Here is a 19,879-nt window from a genome sequence, read left to right as displayed (position 1 = left end):
CAGCCCTGAACGCCCATTATCAGAAGCGGTAGTTGATGGAAATATCGGCTACGCCGTTGGCTTTGCGGTGCGTCACCGGACTATTGCCCGCACTGCCCACCAGTTGTTCGAATGCGCCGTCCGCAGTGGCGAACCAGTGCTTGTCGAACAGCCACACCGCGCTAATGCCGAAGCCCACCGATTTGAAACCCGCGCTCGCGTGATATTGCGAAAACTGCGAATGCGCCGCCTGACTCTGATTCACGCCGAACCAGCTATTCATGTAGGTCGAGTCCGCGAGGGTGACATTTGGACCCGCGAACCAGAAGAACTGCTTGGTGCTGCCCGGCATCGGCATATAAGCGCCGAAATCTCCGGTCCAGCCATTCGAGCCGCCGAAATAGCGTCTGACGTCGGCACGCAGCACCAGCGGGAAATCCTTCGAAACCACATATTCGCCGGCCAGTTTGATACCTGGGGCGGGATTGATGTTACCGAGGCCGTTCAGTTCCTGCGGGTCGTCATGGCCGCGCCGTCCGAGATCGTAGACGGCCGCAAGACTGGCGCGCCAGTTCGGTCCCTGCGCGAAATTCACGCCGAAACCCTCGCCGCTCGATAAGAAGAACAGATCCTTGTAGCGCACGTCGACACTTGGACCGGCCATCAGGTGATACCGGTCGGAGCCCTCGTAGCGCGGCTGGAACGACGTTGCCATGCCGAGCCGCACCTGCCAGTCCGGAATATTCGGCTGCCACATCTTCTGTAGCGGAATGCCGACCGAATATTGCCATTCGCCGAGCGGCGAAGGTGTCTGCGCTGAAACCGAACCCGGTAGCGCGGCGACACCGCCAATGGTCGCGGCGACGAGTGACGTTGCCGCAATGCCTGCCTGTTTATTGCGGAGCCTGCCGCCCCGCTTCTTATGGTTCTTAAACACCAGAGTTCTCCGATCTCGCGACTCGCGAGGATGGTTATGTTTTTGCCCACGGTCCGCAATGGATTAAAAAGCCGTGGGCGGCCGCCGCCTTGCTACGTGCGGCATGTAACTTTTTCAGCGAACGTCACCCGCTACCCGGCAAAACACACGACTCGCACGCGGCCGACACACCGTCAGTCAGGCATTTGTCTAAGCAGACCGGTCCGAAAGATTTGCCGATGGACGCACCATTGCAAAATGCGGGCCCAGCCCGTAGAAGGCGGGTTCGGATCAGGGATGACGAAGATCGGATGCGCGCGGGCAGGCGCGCGCGCCGGGGGATCGAAGCACGATCACAACGGAAATTTCGTGGTCGAGAGAATTTCCTTGAGCACCATGAACGAGCGGATTTGCCGGACTCCCGGCAGATAGAGCAACTGCTCCGCGTGCAGGCGGTTGAAGCTGTCGCTGTCACGCGTGCGGATGGTCATGAAATAGTCGAACTCGCCGGTCACGACGTGGCACTCCATGCATCCGGTCACTTTCTGCGCCGCCTTCTCGAACTCGGCAAACGAATCCGGCGTGGAGCGATCCAGCACCACGCCGATGATCACCAGCATTCCCGCCCCCACCGCCTTCGGGTCGATCAGCGCGACGACCGCGCGGATCAATCCGGATTCCTTGAGTCGCTCGACACGCCGCAAGCACGCCGGTGCGCTCAGCTTGACCTTGGCCGCCAGCGCCACGTTTGAAATCGACGCGTCGATCTGCAGTTGCCGCACGATCGCGCGATCGATGCGGTCGAGCGATTGCAGCGGATCGGCCTGAACGGCGGCAGCGGCAACGGCCCCGTCACGGGTCTTACGAAGTTTTATTGCGCTCATATGCCATTGGATACCGTTTTTGTTAATCGATTTAAGTGAATCTTGTTCTAAAAGTATGCTGTGGATAATTTTTTTGCAAGCACATTTCCAACGGTTTTACCTACCATTTCTCCAACGCGACGAGATGCTGTTCGCGTCAAACTTACCCGCCAAGGAGAGGCCATGAACCTGCAACGTTTCCCTCGTTACCCGCTCACTTTCGGGCCGACGCCGATCCAACCGCTGGCGCGTCTGAGCAAGCACCTCGGCGGCAAAGTGCATCTGTATGCGAAACGTGAAGACTGCAACAGCGGCCTCGCATTTGGTGGCAACAAGACGCGCAAGCTCGAATATCTGATCCCTGAAGCGCTTGCTCAGGGTTGCGACACGCTCGTGTCGATCGGCGGAATTCAGTCGAACCAGACGCGCCAGGTCGCGGCCGTGGCGGCGCACCTGGGCATGAAGTGCGTGCTGGTCCAGGAGAACTGGGTCAACTATTCGGACGCGGTCTACGACCGGGTCGGCAACATCCAGATGTCGCGCATTCTCGGCGCCGACGTGCGGCTCGTGCCCGATGGCTTCGACATCGGTTTTCGCAAGAGCTGGGAAGACGCACTAGAAAGCGTGCGGGCCGCCGGCGGCAAACCGTATGCGATTCCGGCCGGCTGTTCGGACCATCCGCTCGGTGGCCTCGGCTTCGTCGGCTTCGCGGAGGAGGTGCGCGAGCAGGAAGCCGAATTGGGCTTCAAGTTCGACTACATCGTAGTGTGCTCCGTGACCGGCAGCACGCAGGCCGGCATGGTCGTGGGCTTCGCCGATGACGAGCGCGCCGCTCGTGTGATCGGCATCGACGCTTCGGCAAAGCCCGCGCAAACGCGCGAGCAGATCACAAGAATCGCCAGACGGACCGCGGAAAAAGTCGGTTTGGAGCGCGATATCACGAGCGCGGACGTGGTGCTCGACGAGCGCTTCGCGGGTCCGGAATACGGGCTGCCGAATGAAGGCACGCTGGAAGCGATCCGCCTGTGTGCACGCACGGAAGGCATGCTGACCGATCCCGTCTACGAAGGCAAATCGATGCATGGCATGATCGAGATGGTGCGTAACGGCGAATTTCCGGAAGGGTCGCGCGTGCTGTACGCGCACCTGGGCGGCGTGCCGGCGTTGAACGGCTATAGCTTTATTTTCCGCGACGGTTAAACGCCGGGACGGGCGGCGGCAATGACACGCTGCGGCAGGCTCCCGTCAAGCGGGTCGCCGCGTCAATCGTCCGGCTGAACCGGATTGCCGCCCGCATGGAATCCTCGCGCGGCACACACGGCTTTACGCCATCAAACGCGCCTTCAAATGCTCCCTCAAGAATTCCGCGAACGCCCGGATCGTGAGGGAGCTTTGTCTGTGCTGCGGATAAACGGCGTAGACGCTCGTCGCGGTGGGCAGAAAATCTTCGAGCACCGGCACGAGCTGACCGCTCCTTAGCGCGTCTGCGACGATAAAGTCAGGAAGCCGAACAATCCCCAAACCCGCAACGGCCGCATCGCGCACCAGCTCGCCATTGTTGGCGCGCAATGGACCGTGCACTTCGACGCCCTTCGTCACGCCATCGACGACGAACTCCCAGCTCACCGCCCCGCCGTGGCCATACAACAGGCACGAATGACGCGTCAGATCGCCTGGCACCACAGGCGCACCCCGGCGCCGCACGTATCCGGGACTGCAGCACGCCACCACCCTGATGTCCACGAGCTTCTGCGCGATCAGCGTGGAATCGGGCAAGGTGCCGATCCGGATCGCCATGTCGAAGCCCTCGCCCACGACGTCGACGGTACGGTCGCTCAAGTCCATCTCGATGTGCACGTCGCCGTGTTCCCGCAGGAAGGTCGCGACGAGCGGCGACAGATGCGCCATGCCGAACGACATCGGCGCGCTCACGCGTAACAGCCCGCGCGGTCCGGCGCGCCGCAGCGACATGGCCTGCTCCGCGTCTTCGACCTCGCCGAGAATGCGTTTGGCGCGTTCGTAAAACTCCTGTCCCAGATCGGTCACCGCCAGCTTGCGCGTATTGCGGATCAGCAATTGCACGCCCAGCGTCTCTTCCAACCCCATTACCCGCCGGCTGACGAACTGCTTTGACAGCGACAGCCGGTTCGCGGCCGCCGTGAAGCTACGGGCGTCGACCGTGGCGACGAAAATCCGCATGTCGTCGAGCTGCATTGAATTGTCCACTCCATAGTGACAGTGTTTCCGTTTTAAGCTCGATTATAGCCATCCGGATTGACCTACACTGTCGTTCATGGATCGCGGACAAACATCTGGCCGGATCGCACAACCCAGGAGAAAAAAGATGCTTGAAATCAGACACGCCAATCAACGCGGCCGCGCGGAGCACGGCTGGCTTAGTTCGCGTCACACATTTTCCTTCGCGAACTATCATGATCCGAAGCAGAATGGCTTCTCCGACCTGCTCGTCATCAACGACGACCGTGTCGCGCCGGCACAAGGTTTCGGCAAGCATCCGCACCGCGACATGGAAATTTTCTCGTATGTGCTGGAAGGCGCCTTGGAGCACAAGGACACGATGGGCACCGGCTCGGTGATCGTGCCTGGCGACATTCAGTTGATGAGCGCAGGAACCGGCGTCGCGCACAGCGAGTACAACCATTCGAAGAGCGAGCCGGTGCACTTCCTGCAAATCTGGATCGCGCCGGGGCAAAAGGGTACGGCGCCGCGTTATCAGCAGCGCCACTTCGGTGCCGACCAGAAGCGCGGTGTCTTGCGCCTCGTGCTCTCGCCGGATGGCGCGAACGACTCGCTGGTGCTGCAACAGGACGCCCGGGTCTATGCCGGTCTCTTCGACGGCGAAGAAACTGCACGGCTCGAACTGGCCAGCAATCGTTATGCGTATGTTCACGTGGCGCGCGGCAGCGTGAGCGTGAACGGCGTCGAGTTCAAGGCAGGCGACGGTGCGCGTGTGCGCGGCGAAGAAGCGCTAACCTTCACGCAAGGGCATGACGCGGAAGTGTTGGTGTTCGACCTGCGCGACATCGAGATGTCGGAGTTGTGGGCCTAAGCGGCTTGCGTGACTTGACTGGCCTCGCGGCCTGAAGGCCTGAAGGCCCGAGGGTCCAGAATCTGGGCGGGACTCGCCGGAAAACACTGGCGGGCCCCACTCTTCCTATCCTGTGAGAGAAAATCATGCGCTATACGCTATTGGAAAATCAGAAAGACGCGGTCATTCTCGTCGCCCGCATTCTGTTGATGGTGCTGTTCATCATGTTCGGCTGGTCGAAGCTGACCGGCTTTGCCGGCACCGTCGCTTATATGACTTCGAGCGGCGCACCGGTGCCCGAGTTGTCGGCGGTGATCGCCGTGGTGATGGAGTTGGTGGTGGGCATTGCGCTGCTGGTCGGTTTCTTCACCAGGCCGCTTGCCCTGTTGCTGGCGGTGTATACGCTCGGCACCGCGATCATCGGCCACCATTACTGGAATATGACTGGTGCGATGCAGTACGACAATATGATTCACTTCTACAAGAACATCAGCATTATCGGCGGGCTGCTGTTGTTGTGCGTGACAGGCGCAGGGAAATACTCGATCGACCGCCGTTGAATCCGCACGTCGCTGCACAGCACACTGACAAAAAGCCGCCCGGTTGACCCCGGGCGGCTTTTCGTTTGTATCAACCCGTCAGCGCTAGCCCGCAAACTGCGCGAGGACGCGCTCGCGAATGGCCGGGCGGATATTCGACTGCGCCATGTCGCCTCGATAGTGCGCGACCACGCGTGGATTCATGACGCGAAACCAGAGTGGGGGCACGTAGGCGAGCATGATCATCGTGGCGTAGCCGGAAGGCAATTGCGGCGCCCCGTCGAAATGACGCAGCGCCTGAAACGACCGCGTCGGATTCGCATGATGATCGGCGTGACGTTGCAATTGATACAGAAACAGATTGGTCACGATGCGATTGCTGTTCCACGAGTGCTGCGGCTGGCAACGCTCGTAACGGCCGCTCGCAAGCTGCTTGCGGCCGAGTCCGTAGTGCTCCAGATAATTGACCACTTCGAGCAGCGACGCACCATACACCGCCTGAATCAGCAGGAACGGAAGCACCGTTTTGCCGAATAGCGCGATCATCGCCCCCCACAGCACCACGGTCATGGCCCATGAATGCAGGACCTCGTTGCGCCACGTCCACGGCGACTTGCCAAGACGCGCGAGGCGCTGTTTTTCGAGCCGCCACGCGGACGCGATGCTGCCCGACACCGTGCGCGGCAGAAAGGCCCAGAACGATTCGCCGTAGCGCGCGCTGGCGGGATCGGGCGGCGTGGCCACCCGCACATGATGCCCACGATTGTGTTCGACGAAAAAGTGTCCATAAGCGACCGGCGCCAGCGTGATTTTGGCGAGCCATCGCTCGAAGCGATCCGTCTTGTGGCCGAGTTCGTGCGCCGTGTTGATCGACACGCCGGTCGCCGCGCCGAGCGAGAGCGCGAAGCCCAGGTAGTCGTACCATTTCAGCGCATGTGTACCCACGATCCATAACGCGCCGAAAAACGACATGTACTCGATGAACGTGGCGAGATAAACGACACGGCGGTAATAACGCTCTTTTTCGAGTGTGGGGACAATCTCCTCGGGCGGATTACTGGGATCGTCGCCGATCAGATAGTCGAGTACCGGAATGATGCCGAACACGAAAATCGGCCCGAACCACCAGAAGATGTGCCAACCGGTGTGCAGCGCCAGACTTGCGGCGTGCAGCGGCAAGGTGATGGTGAGCGCGCCGAGCAGCCACCAATAGCGCTTGCCGTCGACCCACCGCGCGGACGCCGCTTGCGATGTTGCCATTGTCTCCCTCCTTGTTTTATGTCGCCCGGTGTCCACGCGTGGCGGCAAGGCGCACGCACGGGTCGGCGGGACTTTTCCCGACTCCCAGATTTATATGGCCTGGCGAGCGGGATAGCCAAGGAATTGCGCCAGGTGGGAGTCTCCAAACAGAGGGGGCGCTGAAGAGGCGTGTGGAGTGTGGTTCGAGCGGGGGAATGAAACGGGTGTTTGGCAGGCGGTTCTCCTCGCGCAAGGCGGCTTGACCGTTGTCGGGCGAATCCATATAAGGCGGCCGTTGGTTTTTTTAGGCACGCAACAGCCCTGTACGGCAACCTCAAACAAAAACGGCGGCCCGAAGGCCGCCGTCCACTTTCCCTACCACCACCTCAAGCCGCTACTTCGGCCTCAGCCTCACTAGCCACTTCCACTTCTTCGCTATTGCGGATCAGGTAATCGAATGCCGAGAGCGATGCCTTTGCGCCCTCGCCCACGGCGATCACGATCTGCTTGAACGGCACCGTGGTCACGTCGCCCGCGGCGAACACGCCCGGCACTGAGGTTGCGCCGCGTGCATCGACGACGATCTCGCCGTGCTTCGACAATTCGACCGTACCCTTGAGCCATTCGGTATTCGGCACGAGACCGATCTGTACGAACACGCCTTCCAGTTCGACCTGCTTCACTTCGCCCGAACGCAGATCCTTATAGACCAGACCGTTGACCTTCTTGCCGTCGCCGGTGATTTCCGTGGTCTGTGCCTGCGTGACAATGGTCACGTTCGCGAGACTGCGCAACTTGCGTTGCAGCACTTCGTCGGCACGCAACGTGGCGCCGAACTCGAACAGCGTCACTTCACGCACGATACCCGCGAGGTCGATTGCCGCTTCGACGCCCGAATTGCCGCCACCGATCACCGCAACACGCTTGCCCTTGAACAGCGGACCATCGCAGTGCGGGCAGTACGCCACGCCATGATTGCGGTACTCGCGCTCGCCCGGCACGTTGATTTCGCGCCAACGCGCGCCGGTTGCCAGAATGATCGTCTTCGCCTTCAGCACCGCGCCATTCGCGAGACGCACTTCGTTGATGCGGCCGGGGATCAGCGCTTCAGCGCGCTGCACGTCCATGATGTCGACTTCGTAACTCTTCACGTGCTGTTCGAGCGCCGTGGCGAACTTCGGCCCTTCGGTTTCCGTCACGGAGACGAAGTTTTCAATAGCCAGCGTATCCAGCACCTGGCCGCCGAAGCGCTCCGCCACCACGCCCGTCGCAATACCCTTGCGCGCCGAGTAGATGGCCGCAGCCGCGCCCGCGGGCCCGCCGCCGACGATCAGCGTGTCGAACACCGGCTTCTTTTCCAGTTCCTTCGCGGCACGCGCACCGGCGTTGGTGTCGAGCTTCGCGAGAATTTCCTTCACGCCGCTGCGCCCCTGGCCGAACACTTCGCCGTTCATGAACATGGTCGGTACCGCCATGATCTGGCGCGCTTCGACTTCGTTCTGGAACAGGGCGCCGTCGATCGCCACGTGGCGGATGCGCGGGTTGATCAGCGCCATCACGTTCAGTGCCTGGACGACTTCCGGGCAGTTCTGGCATGACAGCGAAAAATACGTTTCGAATTGATAGTCGCCGTCGAGATTGCGGATCTGTTCGATCACGGCGTCTTCGAGTTTGACCGGATGGCCGCCGACCTGCAACAGCGCGAGGACGAGCGACGTGAATTCATGCCCCATCGGAATACCGGCGAAACGGATGCCCGTTTCCGTGCCCGGCTCGCCGATCGAAAACGACGGCTTGCGTTCGGTGTCGCCACGACGCTCGATCACCGTGACGCGTTCCGACACCGTCGCGATATCGTTCAGCAATGCCAGCAGCTCTTGCGATTTTGCGCTGTCGTCGACCGATGCGACGATCTCGATAGGCCTGCTAACCTTTTCGAGGTACGTTTTCAACTGAGTCTTGAGATTGGCATCAAGCATGGCTATTCGATTCCGTGACGATGGGTGATGGGTTCCCGGCGCCGCACGCATCCGGATAGGACAGGTGCGGTCCCGGGACGCGCGAACCACTGTAAGAAGCGGTCCGCACGATGAGGCGCCGCGAGGCGCCCGGTAACACTGGTCCTGAGACCTTAGATCTTGCCGATCAGGTCGAGCGACGGGGTCAGCGTTTCTGCGCCCGGCGTCCACTTGGCGGGGCACACTTCACCCGGGTGAGCCGCGACGTATTGCGCAGCTTGCACCTTGCGCAGCAGTTCGCCGGCGTCACGGCCAATGCCGTTGTCGTGCACTTCGCTCAGCTTGATCTCGCCTTCCGGGTTGATCACGAACGTGCCGCGCAGTGCCAGGCCTTCTTCTTCGATCAGCACGTCGAAGTTGCGCGAAATTGCGAGCGTCGGGTCAGCCAGCATCGGGTACTTGATCTTCTGGATCGTGTCCGACGTGTCGTGCCATGCCTTGTGCGTGAAGTGCGTATCGGTCGACACGCTGTAGATTTCCACGCCGAGCTTCTGGAATTCGGCGTAGCGATCGGCCAGGTCACCCAGTTCGGTCGGGCAAACAAACGTGAAGTCGGCCGGGTAGAAAACGAAAACCGACCACTTGCCCTTCAGGCTTTCTTCAGTGACGGTCACGAAATCGCCGTTGTGATAAGCCTGTGCCTTGAACGGTTTGACTTGACTATTGATGATCGGCATTTTGCTGAGTCCTCTTTCTGAGTGGTTGGAAAGTGGAGTCAGTATGTCAGACGGCGCTTAATAGGTAAAGCGGATTGTTTTAATGATGGCGATAGTTTGACACTATTTACCATCCCTCGCGGGCTATCACGCCGTGGATTGGTCTTTCATGAGCCGCCAGAGGGTCGTGCGGCCGATTCCTAACGCCCGGCTTGCCGCTGCGCGGTTGCCGCCGGCCTTTTCGAGAGCGTCCAGAACGTCCTCTCGGGTCGGGTTCGAGCGGGCCCGGGCGGCTTCGGCGGTGGTGTTCGAGCCGTTCGGGCCGCTTATGCCTGAGACGCTGATGCTCGCCTTGCCGGCCGTCGCCTGCTCCATGCGTCCGAATTCCGGAAACACCGCCTGCCAATCCTCACCGGCTTCGCCGGCAGCGCCGCCAGGATAGATTGCGGCGCGCGTCAGCAGATTTTCCAGCTCCCGGACGTTGCCGGGCCACGCGTAGCGGGCGAACAGGGGCGCGAGAAACGCCAGCACCCGCTCCACCGCGGCCTCCGACAACCCATATTGGAGCGCGCTGCGGCTTAACAAGTGCCGCGCCAGTTGCGGGACGTCTTCACGACGTTCGCGTAGCGGCGGCAATTCTATCTGAAGCAGATTCAGACGAAAATACAAATCCGCGCGAAATCCGCCCTGCTCGACCAGCGCGTGCAGGTCACGGTGCGTGGCGGCGATGACCCGCACGTCGACCGGCGTGGCGCGTCCCGAACCGAGCTTCATCACCTCGCGCTCCTGCAGAACCCGCAGCAGACGGCTTTGCAGCGCCGCCGGCATTTCGCCGATTTCGTCGAGGAAAATCGTCCCGGTATGGGCGATTTCGAACAGGCCCGGCTTGCCGCCGCGCCGCGCGCCGGTAAACGCGCCTTCCTCATGGCCGAACAGTTCGCTCTCGATCAGCCCTTCGGGCAGCGCCGCGCAATTGAACGCGACGAACGGATTGCCGCGCCGCCGGCTCGCATTATGGATGCCCTGCGCGACCAGTTCCTTGCCGGTTCCGCTTTCGCCGGTGAGGAGCACGGTCGCGTCGTGCGCCGCGCCTGCGCGCGCGAGCCGCCGCACACGGCCGAGCGCCGCCGAGTCGCCGATCAGATCGTCCAGTTGATGCCGCGCCACCAGATGTTTCGGCCGCTGGCTGGTGCGCAGCGAGCGGTCGATCCGCTGCGCGACCAGCGCGTCCTGCAGCGTCACCACGGAACCGGAGCGCACGCCCTGTTCGACGATCGGCACGCAATTGACGATCAGCGCGCGAGCGCCGATCTGCTCGATACGCTCCTCGATGGGAAGGTCATGGTCGAGCGTCTCGCGCAACAGCGGCCCGACGGCGCGCTCCACTTGCGCGGACACGTCCCGCTCGCGGTCGATGCCGAGCAGATCGAGCATGGCCGGGTTGACGGCCTCGACCTGGCCGGCGTCGTCGAAAGCGGCGACGCCGTCGCGCAGATGCGCGACGATCGTATTCAGGCGCACGCGTTTAGATTCCTTCTGACGGCTCACGCGCGCCAGTTCCACGGAGCGCTCGAACGCTTCCTCGACCGCGCCCAGCGAATACAGGAACACGCTCGCGAGGCCGGCCTGCTGGGCTAAATCGCAGGCCATGCCGGGTCCGATGATGACGCTGCAGCCTTCGGCGGCGAGGTTGTCGACCGCGAGCCGCACTTCGTCGATCGAACGGTAGGCTCGCTGTTTCAGGCCGACTTTCAACCACGCGCTCAGGTCGGCCAGTTCGTGCGAGATCGTTTCGTGCAGGACGAGGCCGATCTGCGCGTTGGGCCAGCTGGTCGTGGCGCGGGTGATCGCGCTCAGCACGTCGAAGCCGTTCACCTTGACCATCACCACCGGCACATTCAGGTTATCGCGCAGGTACGCGCCGTTCGAGCCGGCGGCCAGCACGACGTCCACCGAACCCGCGTCCACGTAAGCCTGCAAGGCGGTGACGGCGGCGCCGTAGCCTTCCCGAACCGAAAAGAATTTCGCGCGCCCGGCATAGCGCGGCGCGACGGTCTCGCAAAGCGACTGCAACCGGCTGATACTCACCAATGCAACGCCTGGGCGGCCCGGATCGGCATTCGCGAGGGACGACGGGAAAGTGGACACAGCAGCGCTCCGTTCTTTTCTGAAACGTTCCATGAAACGTTCCACGGAACACGGGCTCCATTGTGCCACCAACCGTCACGCCTCGGCTTTCCAGCTAACCTGTTGATTGTTCGAACCAAATCGCCGAGACGACGAAATGGCACGCTTCCTGCACAACTACGCCCTGCCTTTTCCTTCTGGAGACACACTGTCATGAGCACTTCCGCTACCCGCCGCGCCGCCTTCCGCGCCAAAGTCAACCAACGCCAGGGCCTGCTCGTGCCTGGCGCCTTCAACGCGATGAGCGCGCGCGTGATCGAGGACGCCGGTTTCGAGGCGATCTACATTACGGGCGCGGGGGTCACCAATATGTCGCTCGGCCTGCCCGACCTCGGTTTCATCGGCCTTGCTGAAGTGGCCGACCACACGGCGCGAATTCGCGACGCGGTTGCGCTGCCGCTGATCGTCGACGCCGACACCGGCTTCGGCAACGCGCTGAACGTGCGCCAGACGGTGCGCGTGCTCGAGCGTAGCGGCGCCGACGTGATCCAGTTCGAAGACCAGATCATGCCGAAGAAATGCGGCCACTTCGCCGGCAAGGAAGTGGTGAGCGCAAGCGAGATGGTCGGCAAGATTCGCGCAGCCGTGGATGCCCGCGAAGACGGCAATCTGCAGATCATGGCGCGCACGGACGCGGCCGCGGTCCACGGTATCGAGGACGCAATCGAGCGCGGCCATCGTTTCATCGAAGCCGGCGCCGACATTCTGTTTATCGAAGCGACCGAATCGCTCGCCGACATCGAGCGTCTGCCGGGTCTGTTCGACAAGCCGCAACTGATCAATATCGTGATCGGCGGCAAGACGCCGGTGCAATCGCGCGAGGCGCTCGCCAAGCTCGGCTACGGCATCGTGCTGTACGCGAATGCGGCGCTGCAAGGCGCGGTGCTCGGCATGCAGCGCGCGCTCGGCACGCTGAAGAGCAATGGCCGCCTCGACGAGGACGCCACGCTCGTCGCGCCGTTTAGCGAACGTCAGCGGCTCGTCAACAAGCCGCTGTATGACAAGCTGGACCGCGAGTACGCCGCGAAAGACTGAGCGGTTTATAGAAAGCAGTGTTTCCGGTAGAGGGGCGCAGGCCGGCTTGCAGGCATGCCCCATGCGCCGCCTGCGTGATGCGCGGCGACCGTCCTCACCTTCGGTGTGGCGCCATTTATTGCGTTAGGATTCAGGGCTGGCGCTCGCGTGCCATCCAGGATGGCTGCGCGAGCGCGTCAAACGCGGCTGCGCGCGCGTCGCTCGTCCGCCTCGCGCGGATGCCGGAAACACGTTTTCGAAAGGTAGTCGCAAGAACATGAAGGCCAAACCATCGCGCCCAACGCACCGGCGCGCTCACCGCATCGACGCCCACCGGCGTTCGCACGACACGGCACGCAGCGCGGCGGAGACAGCGCAATGAGCGGCACGGATACGCGCAACGCGCATGTCGGCTGGCTGCCCTATATCGTCGCCGCCACCTTCTTCATGGAGTACCTCGACACCACCGTGATCGCCACTGCGCTGCCGCAGATGGCGCACTCGTTCGGCGTGGGTCCCAACAGTCTCAGTCTCGGCATGACCGCCTACATGCTGGCGCTGGCGATCTTCATTCCGGCAAGCGGCTGGGTCGCCGACCGCTGCGGCTCACGCACGGTGTTCTTCAGCGCGATCGGCATATTCACCGTGGCCTCCGTGTTGTGCGGTCTCTCGCAGAACGTCGTGGAGTTTACCGCCGCGCGTCTGCTGCAAGGCATGGGCGGCGCGATGATGGTGCCGGTGGGCCGCCTGATCGTGGTCCGCAGCACCGAAAAAAGCCGCATGATGCAGGCGATTTCCACCATTACATGGCCGGCAATTGCAGCTCCCGTGGTCGGGCCGCCGATTGGCGGCTTCATCACCACCTACGCGTCGTGGCGCTGGATTTTCCTGCTCAACGTGCCGTTCGGCCTCGCGGCCATGGCGATCGCGCTCGCGCTGGTGCCGAACCTGCGCGGCACCGAACGCAAGCCGCTCGACGTGGTCGGCCTGCTCCTGAGCGGCGCAACGCTGACGGCGATTCTCTATGGCGCGGAACTGGCGAGCCAGCCCGGCGAGAATCCGTGGGTCGCCGGCGCGATCATCCTCGGTGGCCTGCTGATGGGCGTGGTGGCGTTCCAGCACGCGAAACGTCATCCCCATCCGCTCGTCGATGTCTCGACGCTGAAGATCCCGACCTTCTCCGTGACCGTCGTGACGGGGTCGTTCACGCGCATCGGCATCGGCGCGGTGCCTTATCTGATGCCGCTGCTCTTCCAGGTCGGCTTTGGCTTGTCGGCGTTCAAGTCGGGGCTGTTGCTGCTCGCGAGCGCGCTCGGCAATCTCGGCATGAAGGCGCTGACCACGCGCATCCTGCAGCGTTACGGTTTCCGCATGGTGTCGATCGTCGACGTGACGGTGGCCGGTGTGTTCATCATCGCGTGCGGGTTGCTGACGCCGAACGTGCCGCTCGTGCTGGTGCTGTTCGTCGTATTCGTCTACGGCGTGGCGCGTTCGATGCAGTTCTCGACACTCGCCACGCTGGCCTACGCTGACGTCGCCCAACCGCAGATGAGCGCGGCCAGCACGCTATGGAGCGCGGCGGCGCAGATGACGATCGGCCTCGGCATCGCATTCGGCGCCGTGTCGTTGCGCGCGGCGGCCTTCTTCAACGGCGAGACCACGGGCCGCCTGTTCACACTCGACGATTTTCGCCTCGCGTTCCTGTTCGCGGGCGTGGTGACACTGGTATCCGTGACCGGTTACATGGGTCTCGCACGAAATGCCGGCCAGAGCATAGGCGGCGGGTCGCGCGGCAGCGAGGATCCGGCGAAAGGTTGACGGCGGCACGCTTCGACAAAACAGGCGGAGAGACACAGTGCACACACACGAGTCGACGATTTCGAGCAACAAGGCCGATCTCGAGATGGAAACGGTCTACACGTTCCTGTCGCAGGAAACCGCGTGGGCCAAGGGCATGCCGCGCGAAACATTCGAGCGGGCTGTCGCGGGCTCGCTATGTTTCGGCGGCTATATCGACGGCCGGCAGATCGCGTTCGCGCGCCTGATTACGGACGAAGCGACCTTCGCGTATCTGTGCGATGTCTTCGTGCTGCCGGCCTATCGCGGCAAGGGATATGCGTCCGCATTGATGAAGCACGTATTCGCGAGCCCCTCGCTCCAGGCTTTGCGGAGAATCATGCTCGTGACGACGGACGCGCATCACGTCTACGAGCCGCATGGCTTCCGGGCACCGGCGAATCCGGAGCGCTATATGGAGTTGCATAACCCCGACGTCTACAAGACAGCTTGAACACGGCGCGGGCGAACCACACCACAACGAATCAGGCCGGCGAGCAAATCCGCTAGCGCCGCTCAGGCGGCTGCGCGGAGTGCGCGTGCGCTAGCCGTAAGCACGTTCGCGCATCCACTTCGTCATGATCCATTTGTCGCCGGCGAGCACCGGCGCGCCGCCGTGCAAGGTCAACGGATCGAGTTGACGCTGGCCGTTCATATAGCGGAAATACACCGCGCCGCCCTGCTGTGCCGCGACCGACATGCCCGCTTCCGGGAAGATCGTTTCGCCGCCGTCGGGTACGTCGTTCAGATAGATCACCAGCGTGGCCACGCGCTGGCCGCCTTGCGCGGTATGCACCGCGCTGCCGGGTTGATCCGGCGGAAAGTAGTCGAAATGTGGGCGGTATTCGCCGGTCGTGCCGTAATGCAGGATCTGCAACCCTTCGCCGTTTTCGACCGGCCAGTTCATCAGACTCGAAATGCGCCGGTCCATCCGCTCGATAAACGAATCTTCGCCGCGCTGATACCAGATGCCTTCGCTGGTGCGGTTGCGGATCACGTCTTCCTTGCCGGTGTCCGGATTCACAGTGGTGGACCGTTTCAGCCGATGCCGCGAGCGTTCGATCATCTCGGCGCACTCATCCGGCGACAGCACGTCGCCGAACACGATCACCTGTGGCCGCTCGCAGCGCATCAGCACGCGCACGTCACGATCGTACGCCCGGATCACGTTGCCGCGCGCAACGGGCGGATCGTCGTACTGGTACGTTTGCGGCGCGGCCTTGGCTAGCGCCGCCTCGGTCGCGGCGGCCGCGGCAAAGGCGGAATTGGCCGGGTTCAGGCCAAAGGTTTGGTGCACGGCGAGGCGCGCGGCATCTGTGGCGAAACCGGCCTGCACCATGGCGTCGATCATCGAATCCGGACTGCAGCCGCGCGCCACGTTGCTGCTCAGCCACTCTTCCCATGCGGCATCCACTACTGGCATAACGTTCCTCGTTCGTCCGCTTGAAGAAATACAGCATCACGTGGCTGAATGATAGCAAGCGCGCCGCCCTCGGCCTGAAGGCGACGCGCGGCTCACGCGCGCCGTTGCCGCCGCCGGTAAAGGTCGAGCCCCTTTCTCGCCTGGGCGCGGATGGCGCGCTGCACGAGCGGCGACCAGCCGAGCAGCGTTCCCTTGAGGCCCAATGCCTGACGGGTCCAGCTCCACAAATCGAAGCTGTCGCGATGTTCGACGATACGGCCGTCGCGGAACACGAACCGGGCGTCGATGCGGTTGACCACCGCACGACCCGTCTGACTGAAGAGGTAACTGGCCACCCAGTGCGCGCGGCCGTGACGGTCGTCCGCTTCGACGCCTTCGAACGTCAGCGAGAAGTCTTGCGCGCGCGCCACCAGCATGCGCCACATGTCGCGCGCTTCGTCGCCGTGCAACTCGCCGAACGCCGGGTCGCTGAAGACGACGTCGTCGGCATAACAGGCCACCATGGTTTCGGCGTCGCGTTGCTGGAACGCCGTGTAGAAACGCTGGATCAGTTCGGTGTTGGGATGGCTCATTGTTTTGATGTTTTGCGTTGCCCGGTCGTGAATGCGATCCGGAAAGCGGCCCGGCGAAAATTCGGCGACGGACACGCAGCACACGATAACGGAAAACCGGGCCCACGTGGGCGGCCCGGCACGCCTATCCGTTCGACGCCACGCTGCGCGGCAGAGGGCGGTGCCGAACAGAGGGCGGCTGGCGAGAGCAGGCGGACCGGAGTTGGGGTCGCGCGACTCTCCGATCGCGATTCAACCTGGCGTAATGCATCGGGAAACGGCGTCTATTCAACACACTTTTTGCTTTTCGTTATATCCTGCCGAATATCACGGTAAGCTTCGTGGGGCGTGGCGGCGTGTCTTTCATCGCGCCTCCCCGCCGCGCGCGACGAAGCAAAACAAGCAAGCAGGAGCCAGTAGCGGTGCGCAGCCGATCCATTTCATCCGCTCCGGCAGGACGCCTCGGGCGCTTGCCGAACGAGCTTTCGTCGACCATCGTGGCGGTGAAGTCGGCGTCCGAGCGCGGTCGCGCCGAGTCGATCCGCGATGTCGTCGACGCTTCCGCCGAACCCGCCCTCGCCCGCTCGAACGACTGATTCGCCACTGCCACAGATGAACGCTTTCTCTCGTCCACCGCTATATCTTTCTGAATATATCGGTACCCACGCTCGCGCAGCGAAAGTGCGCGACGCGCTCTGCACGCACTTTCAATCCGCCTGACACCAAACCGGATTCGAGATTCCCATGCACACGCCCCCGTTTCGCCTCGCCCAGCCCACGCGTCTGAAACTCTCCGGCGACGAGCTTGCCGTGACCGGCATGCGCGGCACCGATCCGTGCTGCACGCCCGGCAAGGTGTCGCTCCCGAATACCAAACGGCGCGCGCGCCTCGGCGAACTCGACAGCCATCTGCATTGCTCGATCATCGGCACGTGTCTCGGCACGCACGAATTGCGCAAGCTGGTGCCCAAATTCACGGGACTCGATCGCCACGACGCGAGCGATCTGGAGATTCATCACGCGGCGGTCGAACTCGCGATCGAAGGCGGTGCGGCCGCCAAAGCGCTCCACAAGCTGCTCGACGACCACTATGCCGGCGCGATCCGCCGCTTCGACAAGGCCACGAACGACGCGGACCTGCTCGATCGCTGGGATGAAGCGCTGAAAAGCGGCGACATCCCACCGGCCTATTGGGCGTTGATGACGCATCCCCATGCAACCATGCCCGTGCGCCAGAAGGCGTTCGGCGACTTGCACATGCTGTCGCATCTGGTGGGCGCCGCCAATCGCGCGGACATTCGCAGGCTGGTCGCGCTCGAAGAGGAAAACGCCGCCTTGAGAGACAAAATCGAACGGCAGCAGCGCCGCATGCAGGAACTCAGCCTGCAACACGACGCGTCGCTTGCCGCGCTCCATGAGCAGATCGCCCGGCTCACAGCACGGACACCCCGTCAGTTACCAGCCGACACCGCCGGTCTCGAAGCCGAGATACACCGGCTACGCGACAAACTGGCCGATGCCGATCAGCGTGTCGCGCTGCATACGAACCGTCGCGAGGCCGCGGAGCAACGGGTGCTCCAGGAACAGGACGCGGCGCTCGCGCTACGCAAACGCTATGATCAAACGCTGACGCTGCTCAAGCTGGTCCAGAGCGAATGCGACGCCCTCGAGCACGCGACCGCCGACGCAGCGAGCGGACCGGGCGCGCGCGAGGCGAGCCTCGACAGCGTACGCGGCAAACGGATCGTGTATGTGGGCGGAAGGCCAGGCTCCAACGCCGCGCTCAAGCGGCTGGTGGAAGCGGCCGGCGGCGATCTGGTCGTGCACGACGGCGGCGTGGAAGACCGCAAAGGCCTGCTTGCCGCGGCATTGCCGGGAGCGGATCTTGTGGTGTTTCCGGTTGACTGCGTCGATCATGATTCGATGAATACGCTCAAGCGCGTGTGCGAGCGCCACCAGATCGACTATCGCCCGCTACGTACGGCGAGCGTGGCGAGCTTTGTCGAATTGATGGGCCGCCTGAACCCCGAGAATCTCGCGCGACTCGCCAATCCGCCGTCTTCGGCTTTTTGCCTGCGACACGGCTAGCAACGCCTGAAAGACTCAACCGTTCAGGAGCGGATCAACCGGGTCAGCTCGGCAATCTGTTTCGCGCAACTTCGCTGCGCCTCGACTTCGACGTCGCGATACAGGCGAATGATGGTTTCGCCAACGGAAGTCAGCGTGCAGCCGCCGCCGCTTTGCCCGCCCTGCTCCGAATGCGTGGCAGGCGACTTGAGCGAACGGTTCAGCTCGTCGATCAGGAGCCACGCGCGCCGGTACGACATACCGAGACTGCGCGCCGCCGCCGAGATCGAGCCGAATTCGCGCACGGCTTCGAGCAGGTCGACTTTGCCCGGCCCGAGAGCGACCGCGTCTGCGCTGCGAATGCGCATTCTGAAGCGCACTTCGGGGCGCGCCTTCGCGGCTTTTTTTGCCGCGGGTGCGGATTTGGTTTTGGGGGTGTCGGCCATGCGCGAAAGCATACACGAACCGCCTGGTGCTGCCACCTGGCCGGATAGCCGTCAGCGGAGGCCTGGGAAACAGTGTCCGTAGTCTTCACAACCCGGACAACCCGGCGGCGATGCCGCTCAAACCAGGCAATCAGTGGGGGCTGCAAGCCATGCAACGCGCCGACGTCGTAATATAGCGCTCTTTATAACGTTTCGGGGTCGTCGCATGATTCGCAAGCTGTTCGCTTCTCTCGTTGCCCCACTCGTGGCTGTCACCGGCATCGTGGCCGCGACGCCCGCGTTGGCGCAGGACAACACGGTCAACGTGCTGTACGCCGGCTCGCTCGTCAATCTGATGGAGCGCAGCATCGGCCCGGCATTCGAGAAGGCCACCGGCCAGCATTTCCGCGGCTACGCAGCGGGCTCGAACAAGATCGCCAACGAGATCAAGGGCAAGCTGCGTCGCGGCGACGTGTTTATCAGCGCGAGCCCCAAGGTGAATGACAGTCTGATGGGCGCGGCGAATGGCGATCACGTTACGTGGTATGTGAACTTCGCCGAATCGCCGTTGATGATCGGCTATAACCCGCAGAGCCGGTTCGCCGCGCAGTTCAAGACCAAACGCTGGGACCAGGTGCTGCAGGAGCCGGGCATCCGCATCGGCCGGACCGATCCGAAGCTCGACCCCAAAGGCGCATTCACCGTCGAGATGATGAACAGGGCGGCCGAGCTCTACCATCAGCCGGACCTCGTGCAAAAGACGCTGGGCGCAGCGGAGAACCCGGAGCAGGTCTTGCCTGAGGAAACGCTGGTTGGCCGCCTGCAATCCGGCCAGCTCGACACCGGCTTTTTCTATTCCACCGAAACATCCGACCTGAAGATTCCGGCGCTCCGACCGGCGCCCGAATTGCAGGCCAAGGCCAGCTATACGTTGACGATTCTCAGCGACGCGCCGAACCGTGAAGGCGCGAGCAGCTTCGCCGACTTCCTGTTGAGCGCAACAGGACGCGAGTTGCTGAAGCAGCATGGCGTGGACGTCATCAAACCGACCGTGAGCGGCAACCTGCAGGCCATGCCGCCCTCGCTGCAAGCCGTGATCGACGCCGCCACGCGGTAA

The 19,879-nt window shown here is 62.8% G+C and carries 19 protein-coding genes; 9 read left to right on the top strand and 10 right to left on the bottom strand.

Going from position 1 to position 19,879, the window contains the following annotated elements; genetic code table 11:
- Positions 1–19: 19 nt before the first annotated feature.
- Entirely contained in the window at positions 20–916 is an 897-nt protein-coding gene (locus BLW71_RS35755) for a MipA/OmpV family protein (protein WP_091808097.1), read from the bottom strand.
- A gap of 332 nt (positions 917–1,248) precedes the next feature.
- A complete protein-coding gene (locus tag BLW71_RS35750; protein WP_091808095.1) occupies positions 1,249–1,779 on the bottom strand; it encodes an Lrp/AsnC family transcriptional regulator in 531 nt (176 codons plus the stop codon).
- 162 nt (positions 1,780–1,941) lie between these two features.
- On the opposite strand from BLW71_RS35750, the gene BLW71_RS35745 reads away from it, so the two are divergent.
- A complete protein-coding gene (locus BLW71_RS35745; protein ID WP_091808093.1) occupies positions 1,942–2,958 on the top strand; it encodes a 1-aminocyclopropane-1-carboxylate deaminase in 1,017 nt (338 codons plus the stop codon).
- Positions 2,959–3,081: 123 nt separating this feature from the next.
- On the opposite strand, the gene BLW71_RS35740 is transcribed toward BLW71_RS35745, so the two are convergent.
- On the bottom strand, positions 3,082–3,972 hold the full coding sequence (locus BLW71_RS35740) for a LysR family transcriptional regulator (protein WP_091808092.1): 891 nt from the start codon (positions 3,970–3,972) through the stop codon (positions 3,082–3,084).
- A 130-nt stretch (positions 3,973–4,102) separates the two neighbouring features.
- Between BLW71_RS35740 and BLW71_RS35735 the strand changes: the two genes are divergently transcribed.
- A complete protein-coding gene (locus tag BLW71_RS35735) occupies positions 4,103–4,828 on the top strand; it encodes a pirin family protein (protein ID WP_091808090.1) in 726 nt (241 codons plus the stop codon).
- Between the two features lie 125 nt (positions 4,829–4,953).
- Positions 4,954–5,367: a DoxX family protein gene (locus tag BLW71_RS35730; protein WP_091808088.1), complete on the top strand. Its 414-nt coding sequence runs from the start codon at positions 4,954–4,956 to the stop codon at positions 5,365–5,367.
- Between the two features lie 84 nt (positions 5,368–5,451).
- On the opposite strand, the gene BLW71_RS35725 is transcribed toward BLW71_RS35730, so the two are convergent.
- From BLW71_RS35725 to prpR, 4 genes are all read right to left on the bottom strand, one after another.
- Positions 5,452–6,606, bottom strand: a complete 1,155-nt coding sequence (locus BLW71_RS35725) for an alkane 1-monooxygenase (RefSeq protein WP_091808085.1) — start codon at positions 6,604–6,606, stop codon at positions 5,452–5,454.
- A gap of 365 nt (positions 6,607–6,971) precedes the next feature.
- Entirely contained in the window at positions 6,972–8,564 is a 1,593-nt protein-coding gene (ahpF, locus tag BLW71_RS35720) for an alkyl hydroperoxide reductase subunit F (protein WP_091808083.1), read from the bottom strand.
- 152 nt (positions 8,565–8,716) lie between these two features.
- Positions 8,717–9,280 carry an alkyl hydroperoxide reductase subunit C gene (ahpC, locus tag BLW71_RS35715; protein WP_091808081.1) on the bottom strand — a complete coding sequence of 188 codons (564 nt, stop codon included), beginning with the start codon at positions 9,278–9,280 and terminating at the stop codon, positions 8,717–8,719.
- 126 nt (positions 9,281–9,406) lie between these two features.
- Entirely contained in the window at positions 9,407–11,407 is a 2,001-nt protein-coding gene (gene prpR / locus BLW71_RS35710) for a propionate catabolism operon regulatory protein PrpR (RefSeq protein ID WP_091809268.1), read from the bottom strand.
- A 192-nt stretch (positions 11,408–11,599) separates the two neighbouring features.
- Between prpR and BLW71_RS35705 the strand changes: the two genes are divergently transcribed.
- The 3 genes from BLW71_RS35705 to BLW71_RS35695 all read left to right on the top strand — a co-directional run bounded on the left by BLW71_RS35705 (position 11,600) and on the right by BLW71_RS35695 (position 14,750).
- A complete protein-coding gene (locus tag BLW71_RS35705) occupies positions 11,600–12,481 on the top strand; it encodes an isocitrate lyase/PEP mutase family protein (RefSeq protein WP_091808079.1) in 882 nt (293 codons plus the stop codon).
- Positions 12,482–12,838: 357 nt separating this feature from the next.
- Positions 12,839–14,278: an MFS transporter gene (locus BLW71_RS35700; RefSeq protein ID WP_091808077.1), complete on the top strand. Its 1,440-nt coding sequence runs from the start codon at positions 12,839–12,841 to the stop codon at positions 14,276–14,278.
- Positions 14,279–14,363: 85 nt separating this feature from the next.
- Positions 14,364–14,750 (top strand): GNAT family N-acetyltransferase, encoded by a 387-nt coding sequence (locus BLW71_RS35695; protein ID WP_502686867.1) that lies wholly within the window; start codon positions 14,364–14,366, stop codon positions 14,748–14,750.
- Between the two features lie 90 nt (positions 14,751–14,840).
- Here BLW71_RS35695 and BLW71_RS35690 read toward each other — a convergent pair whose 3' ends face one another.
- Both BLW71_RS35690 and BLW71_RS35685 read right to left on the bottom strand, forming a co-directional pair.
- Positions 14,841–15,719 (bottom strand): 2OG-Fe(II) oxygenase, encoded by an 879-nt coding sequence (locus BLW71_RS35690; RefSeq protein ID WP_091808072.1) that lies wholly within the window; start codon positions 15,717–15,719, stop codon positions 14,841–14,843.
- A 92-nt stretch (positions 15,720–15,811) separates the two neighbouring features.
- Positions 15,812–16,291 carry a nuclear transport factor 2 family protein gene (locus BLW71_RS35685; protein WP_091809265.1) on the bottom strand — a complete coding sequence of 160 codons (480 nt, stop codon included), beginning with the start codon at positions 16,289–16,291 and terminating at the stop codon, positions 15,812–15,814.
- Between the two features lie 401 nt (positions 16,292–16,692).
- On the opposite strand from BLW71_RS35685, the gene BLW71_RS41830 reads away from it, so the two are divergent.
- Positions 16,693–16,866 carry a hypothetical protein gene (locus BLW71_RS41830; protein ID WP_177205103.1) on the top strand — a complete coding sequence of 58 codons (174 nt, stop codon included), beginning with the start codon at positions 16,693–16,695 and terminating at the stop codon, positions 16,864–16,866.
- A 148-nt stretch (positions 16,867–17,014) separates the two neighbouring features.
- On the top strand, positions 17,015–18,358 hold the full coding sequence (locus BLW71_RS35680; protein ID WP_091808069.1) for a DUF2325 domain-containing protein: 1,344 nt from the start codon (positions 17,015–17,017) through the stop codon (positions 18,356–18,358).
- A gap of 23 nt (positions 18,359–18,381) precedes the next feature.
- Here the strand turns inward: BLW71_RS35680 and BLW71_RS35675 are convergent, their stop codons facing one another.
- Entirely contained in the window at positions 18,382–18,783 is a 402-nt protein-coding gene (locus BLW71_RS35675) for a winged helix-turn-helix domain-containing protein (protein WP_286162198.1), read from the bottom strand.
- 205 nt (positions 18,784–18,988) lie between these two features.
- Here BLW71_RS35675 and BLW71_RS35670 point away from each other — a divergent pair, with 205 nt between their 5' ends.
- Positions 18,989–19,879 (top strand): extracellular solute-binding protein, encoded by an 891-nt coding sequence (locus tag BLW71_RS35670; RefSeq protein WP_091808067.1) that lies wholly within the window; start codon positions 18,989–18,991, stop codon positions 19,877–19,879.

The sequence above is a fragment of the Burkholderia sp. WP9 genome (assembly GCF_900104795.1).
Taxonomy (GTDB): Bacteria; Pseudomonadota; Gammaproteobacteria; order Burkholderiales; family Burkholderiaceae; genus Paraburkholderia.
This window is presented reverse-complemented; position numbering and strand designations above follow the sequence as displayed.

What these genes read in the sequence shown, in the direction of transcription:
- BLW71_RS35730 (WP_091808088.1), top strand. Translation starts at nt 4,954, where the DNA reads ATGCGCTATACGCTATTGGAAAATCAGAAAGACGCGGTCATTCTCGTC.
- BLW71_RS35680 (WP_091808069.1), top strand. Translation starts at nt 17,015, where the DNA reads ATGCACACGCCCCCGTTTCGCCTCGCCCAGCCCACGCGTCTGAAACTC.
- BLW71_RS35675 (WP_286162198.1), bottom strand. Translation starts at nt 18,783, where the DNA reads ATGGCCGACACCCCCAAAACCAAATCCGCACCCGCGGCAAAAAAAGCC.
- ahpC (WP_091808081.1), bottom strand. Translation starts at nt 9,280, where the DNA reads ATGCCGATCATCAATAGTCAAGTCAAACCGTTCAAGGCACAGGCTTAT.
- BLW71_RS35685 (WP_091809265.1), bottom strand. Translation starts at nt 16,291, where the DNA reads ATGAGCCATCCCAACACCGAACTGATCCAGCGTTTCTACACGGCGTTC.
- BLW71_RS35745 (WP_091808093.1), top strand. Translation starts at nt 1,942, where the DNA reads ATGAACCTGCAACGTTTCCCTCGTTACCCGCTCACTTTCGGGCCGACG.
- ahpF (WP_091808083.1), bottom strand. Translation starts at nt 8,564, where the DNA reads ATGCTTGATGCCAATCTCAAGACTCAGTTGAAAACGTACCTCGAAAAG.
- BLW71_RS35695 (WP_502686867.1), top strand. Translation starts at nt 14,364, where the DNA reads ATGGAAACGGTCTACACGTTCCTGTCGCAGGAAACCGCGTGGGCCAAG.
- BLW71_RS35700 (WP_091808077.1), top strand. Translation starts at nt 12,839, where the DNA reads ATGAGCGGCACGGATACGCGCAACGCGCATGTCGGCTGGCTGCCCTAT.
- BLW71_RS35750 (WP_091808095.1), bottom strand. Translation starts at nt 1,779, where the DNA reads ATGAGCGCAATAAAACTTCGTAAGACCCGTGACGGGGCCGTTGCCGCT.
- BLW71_RS35705 (WP_091808079.1), top strand. Translation starts at nt 11,600, where the DNA reads ATGAGCACTTCCGCTACCCGCCGCGCCGCCTTCCGCGCCAAAGTCAAC.
- BLW71_RS35690 (WP_091808072.1), bottom strand. Translation starts at nt 15,719, where the DNA reads ATGCCAGTAGTGGATGCCGCATGGGAAGAGTGGCTGAGCAGCAACGTG.
- BLW71_RS35670 (WP_091808067.1), top strand. Translation starts at nt 18,989, where the DNA reads ATGATTCGCAAGCTGTTCGCTTCTCTCGTTGCCCCACTCGTGGCTGTC.
- BLW71_RS35740 (WP_091808092.1), bottom strand. Translation starts at nt 3,972, where the DNA reads ATGCAGCTCGACGACATGCGGATTTTCGTCGCCACGGTCGACGCCCGT.
- BLW71_RS35725 (WP_091808085.1), bottom strand. Translation starts at nt 6,606, where the DNA reads ATGGCAACATCGCAAGCGGCGTCCGCGCGGTGGGTCGACGGCAAGCGC.
- BLW71_RS35735 (WP_091808090.1), top strand. Translation starts at nt 4,103, where the DNA reads ATGCTTGAAATCAGACACGCCAATCAACGCGGCCGCGCGGAGCACGGC.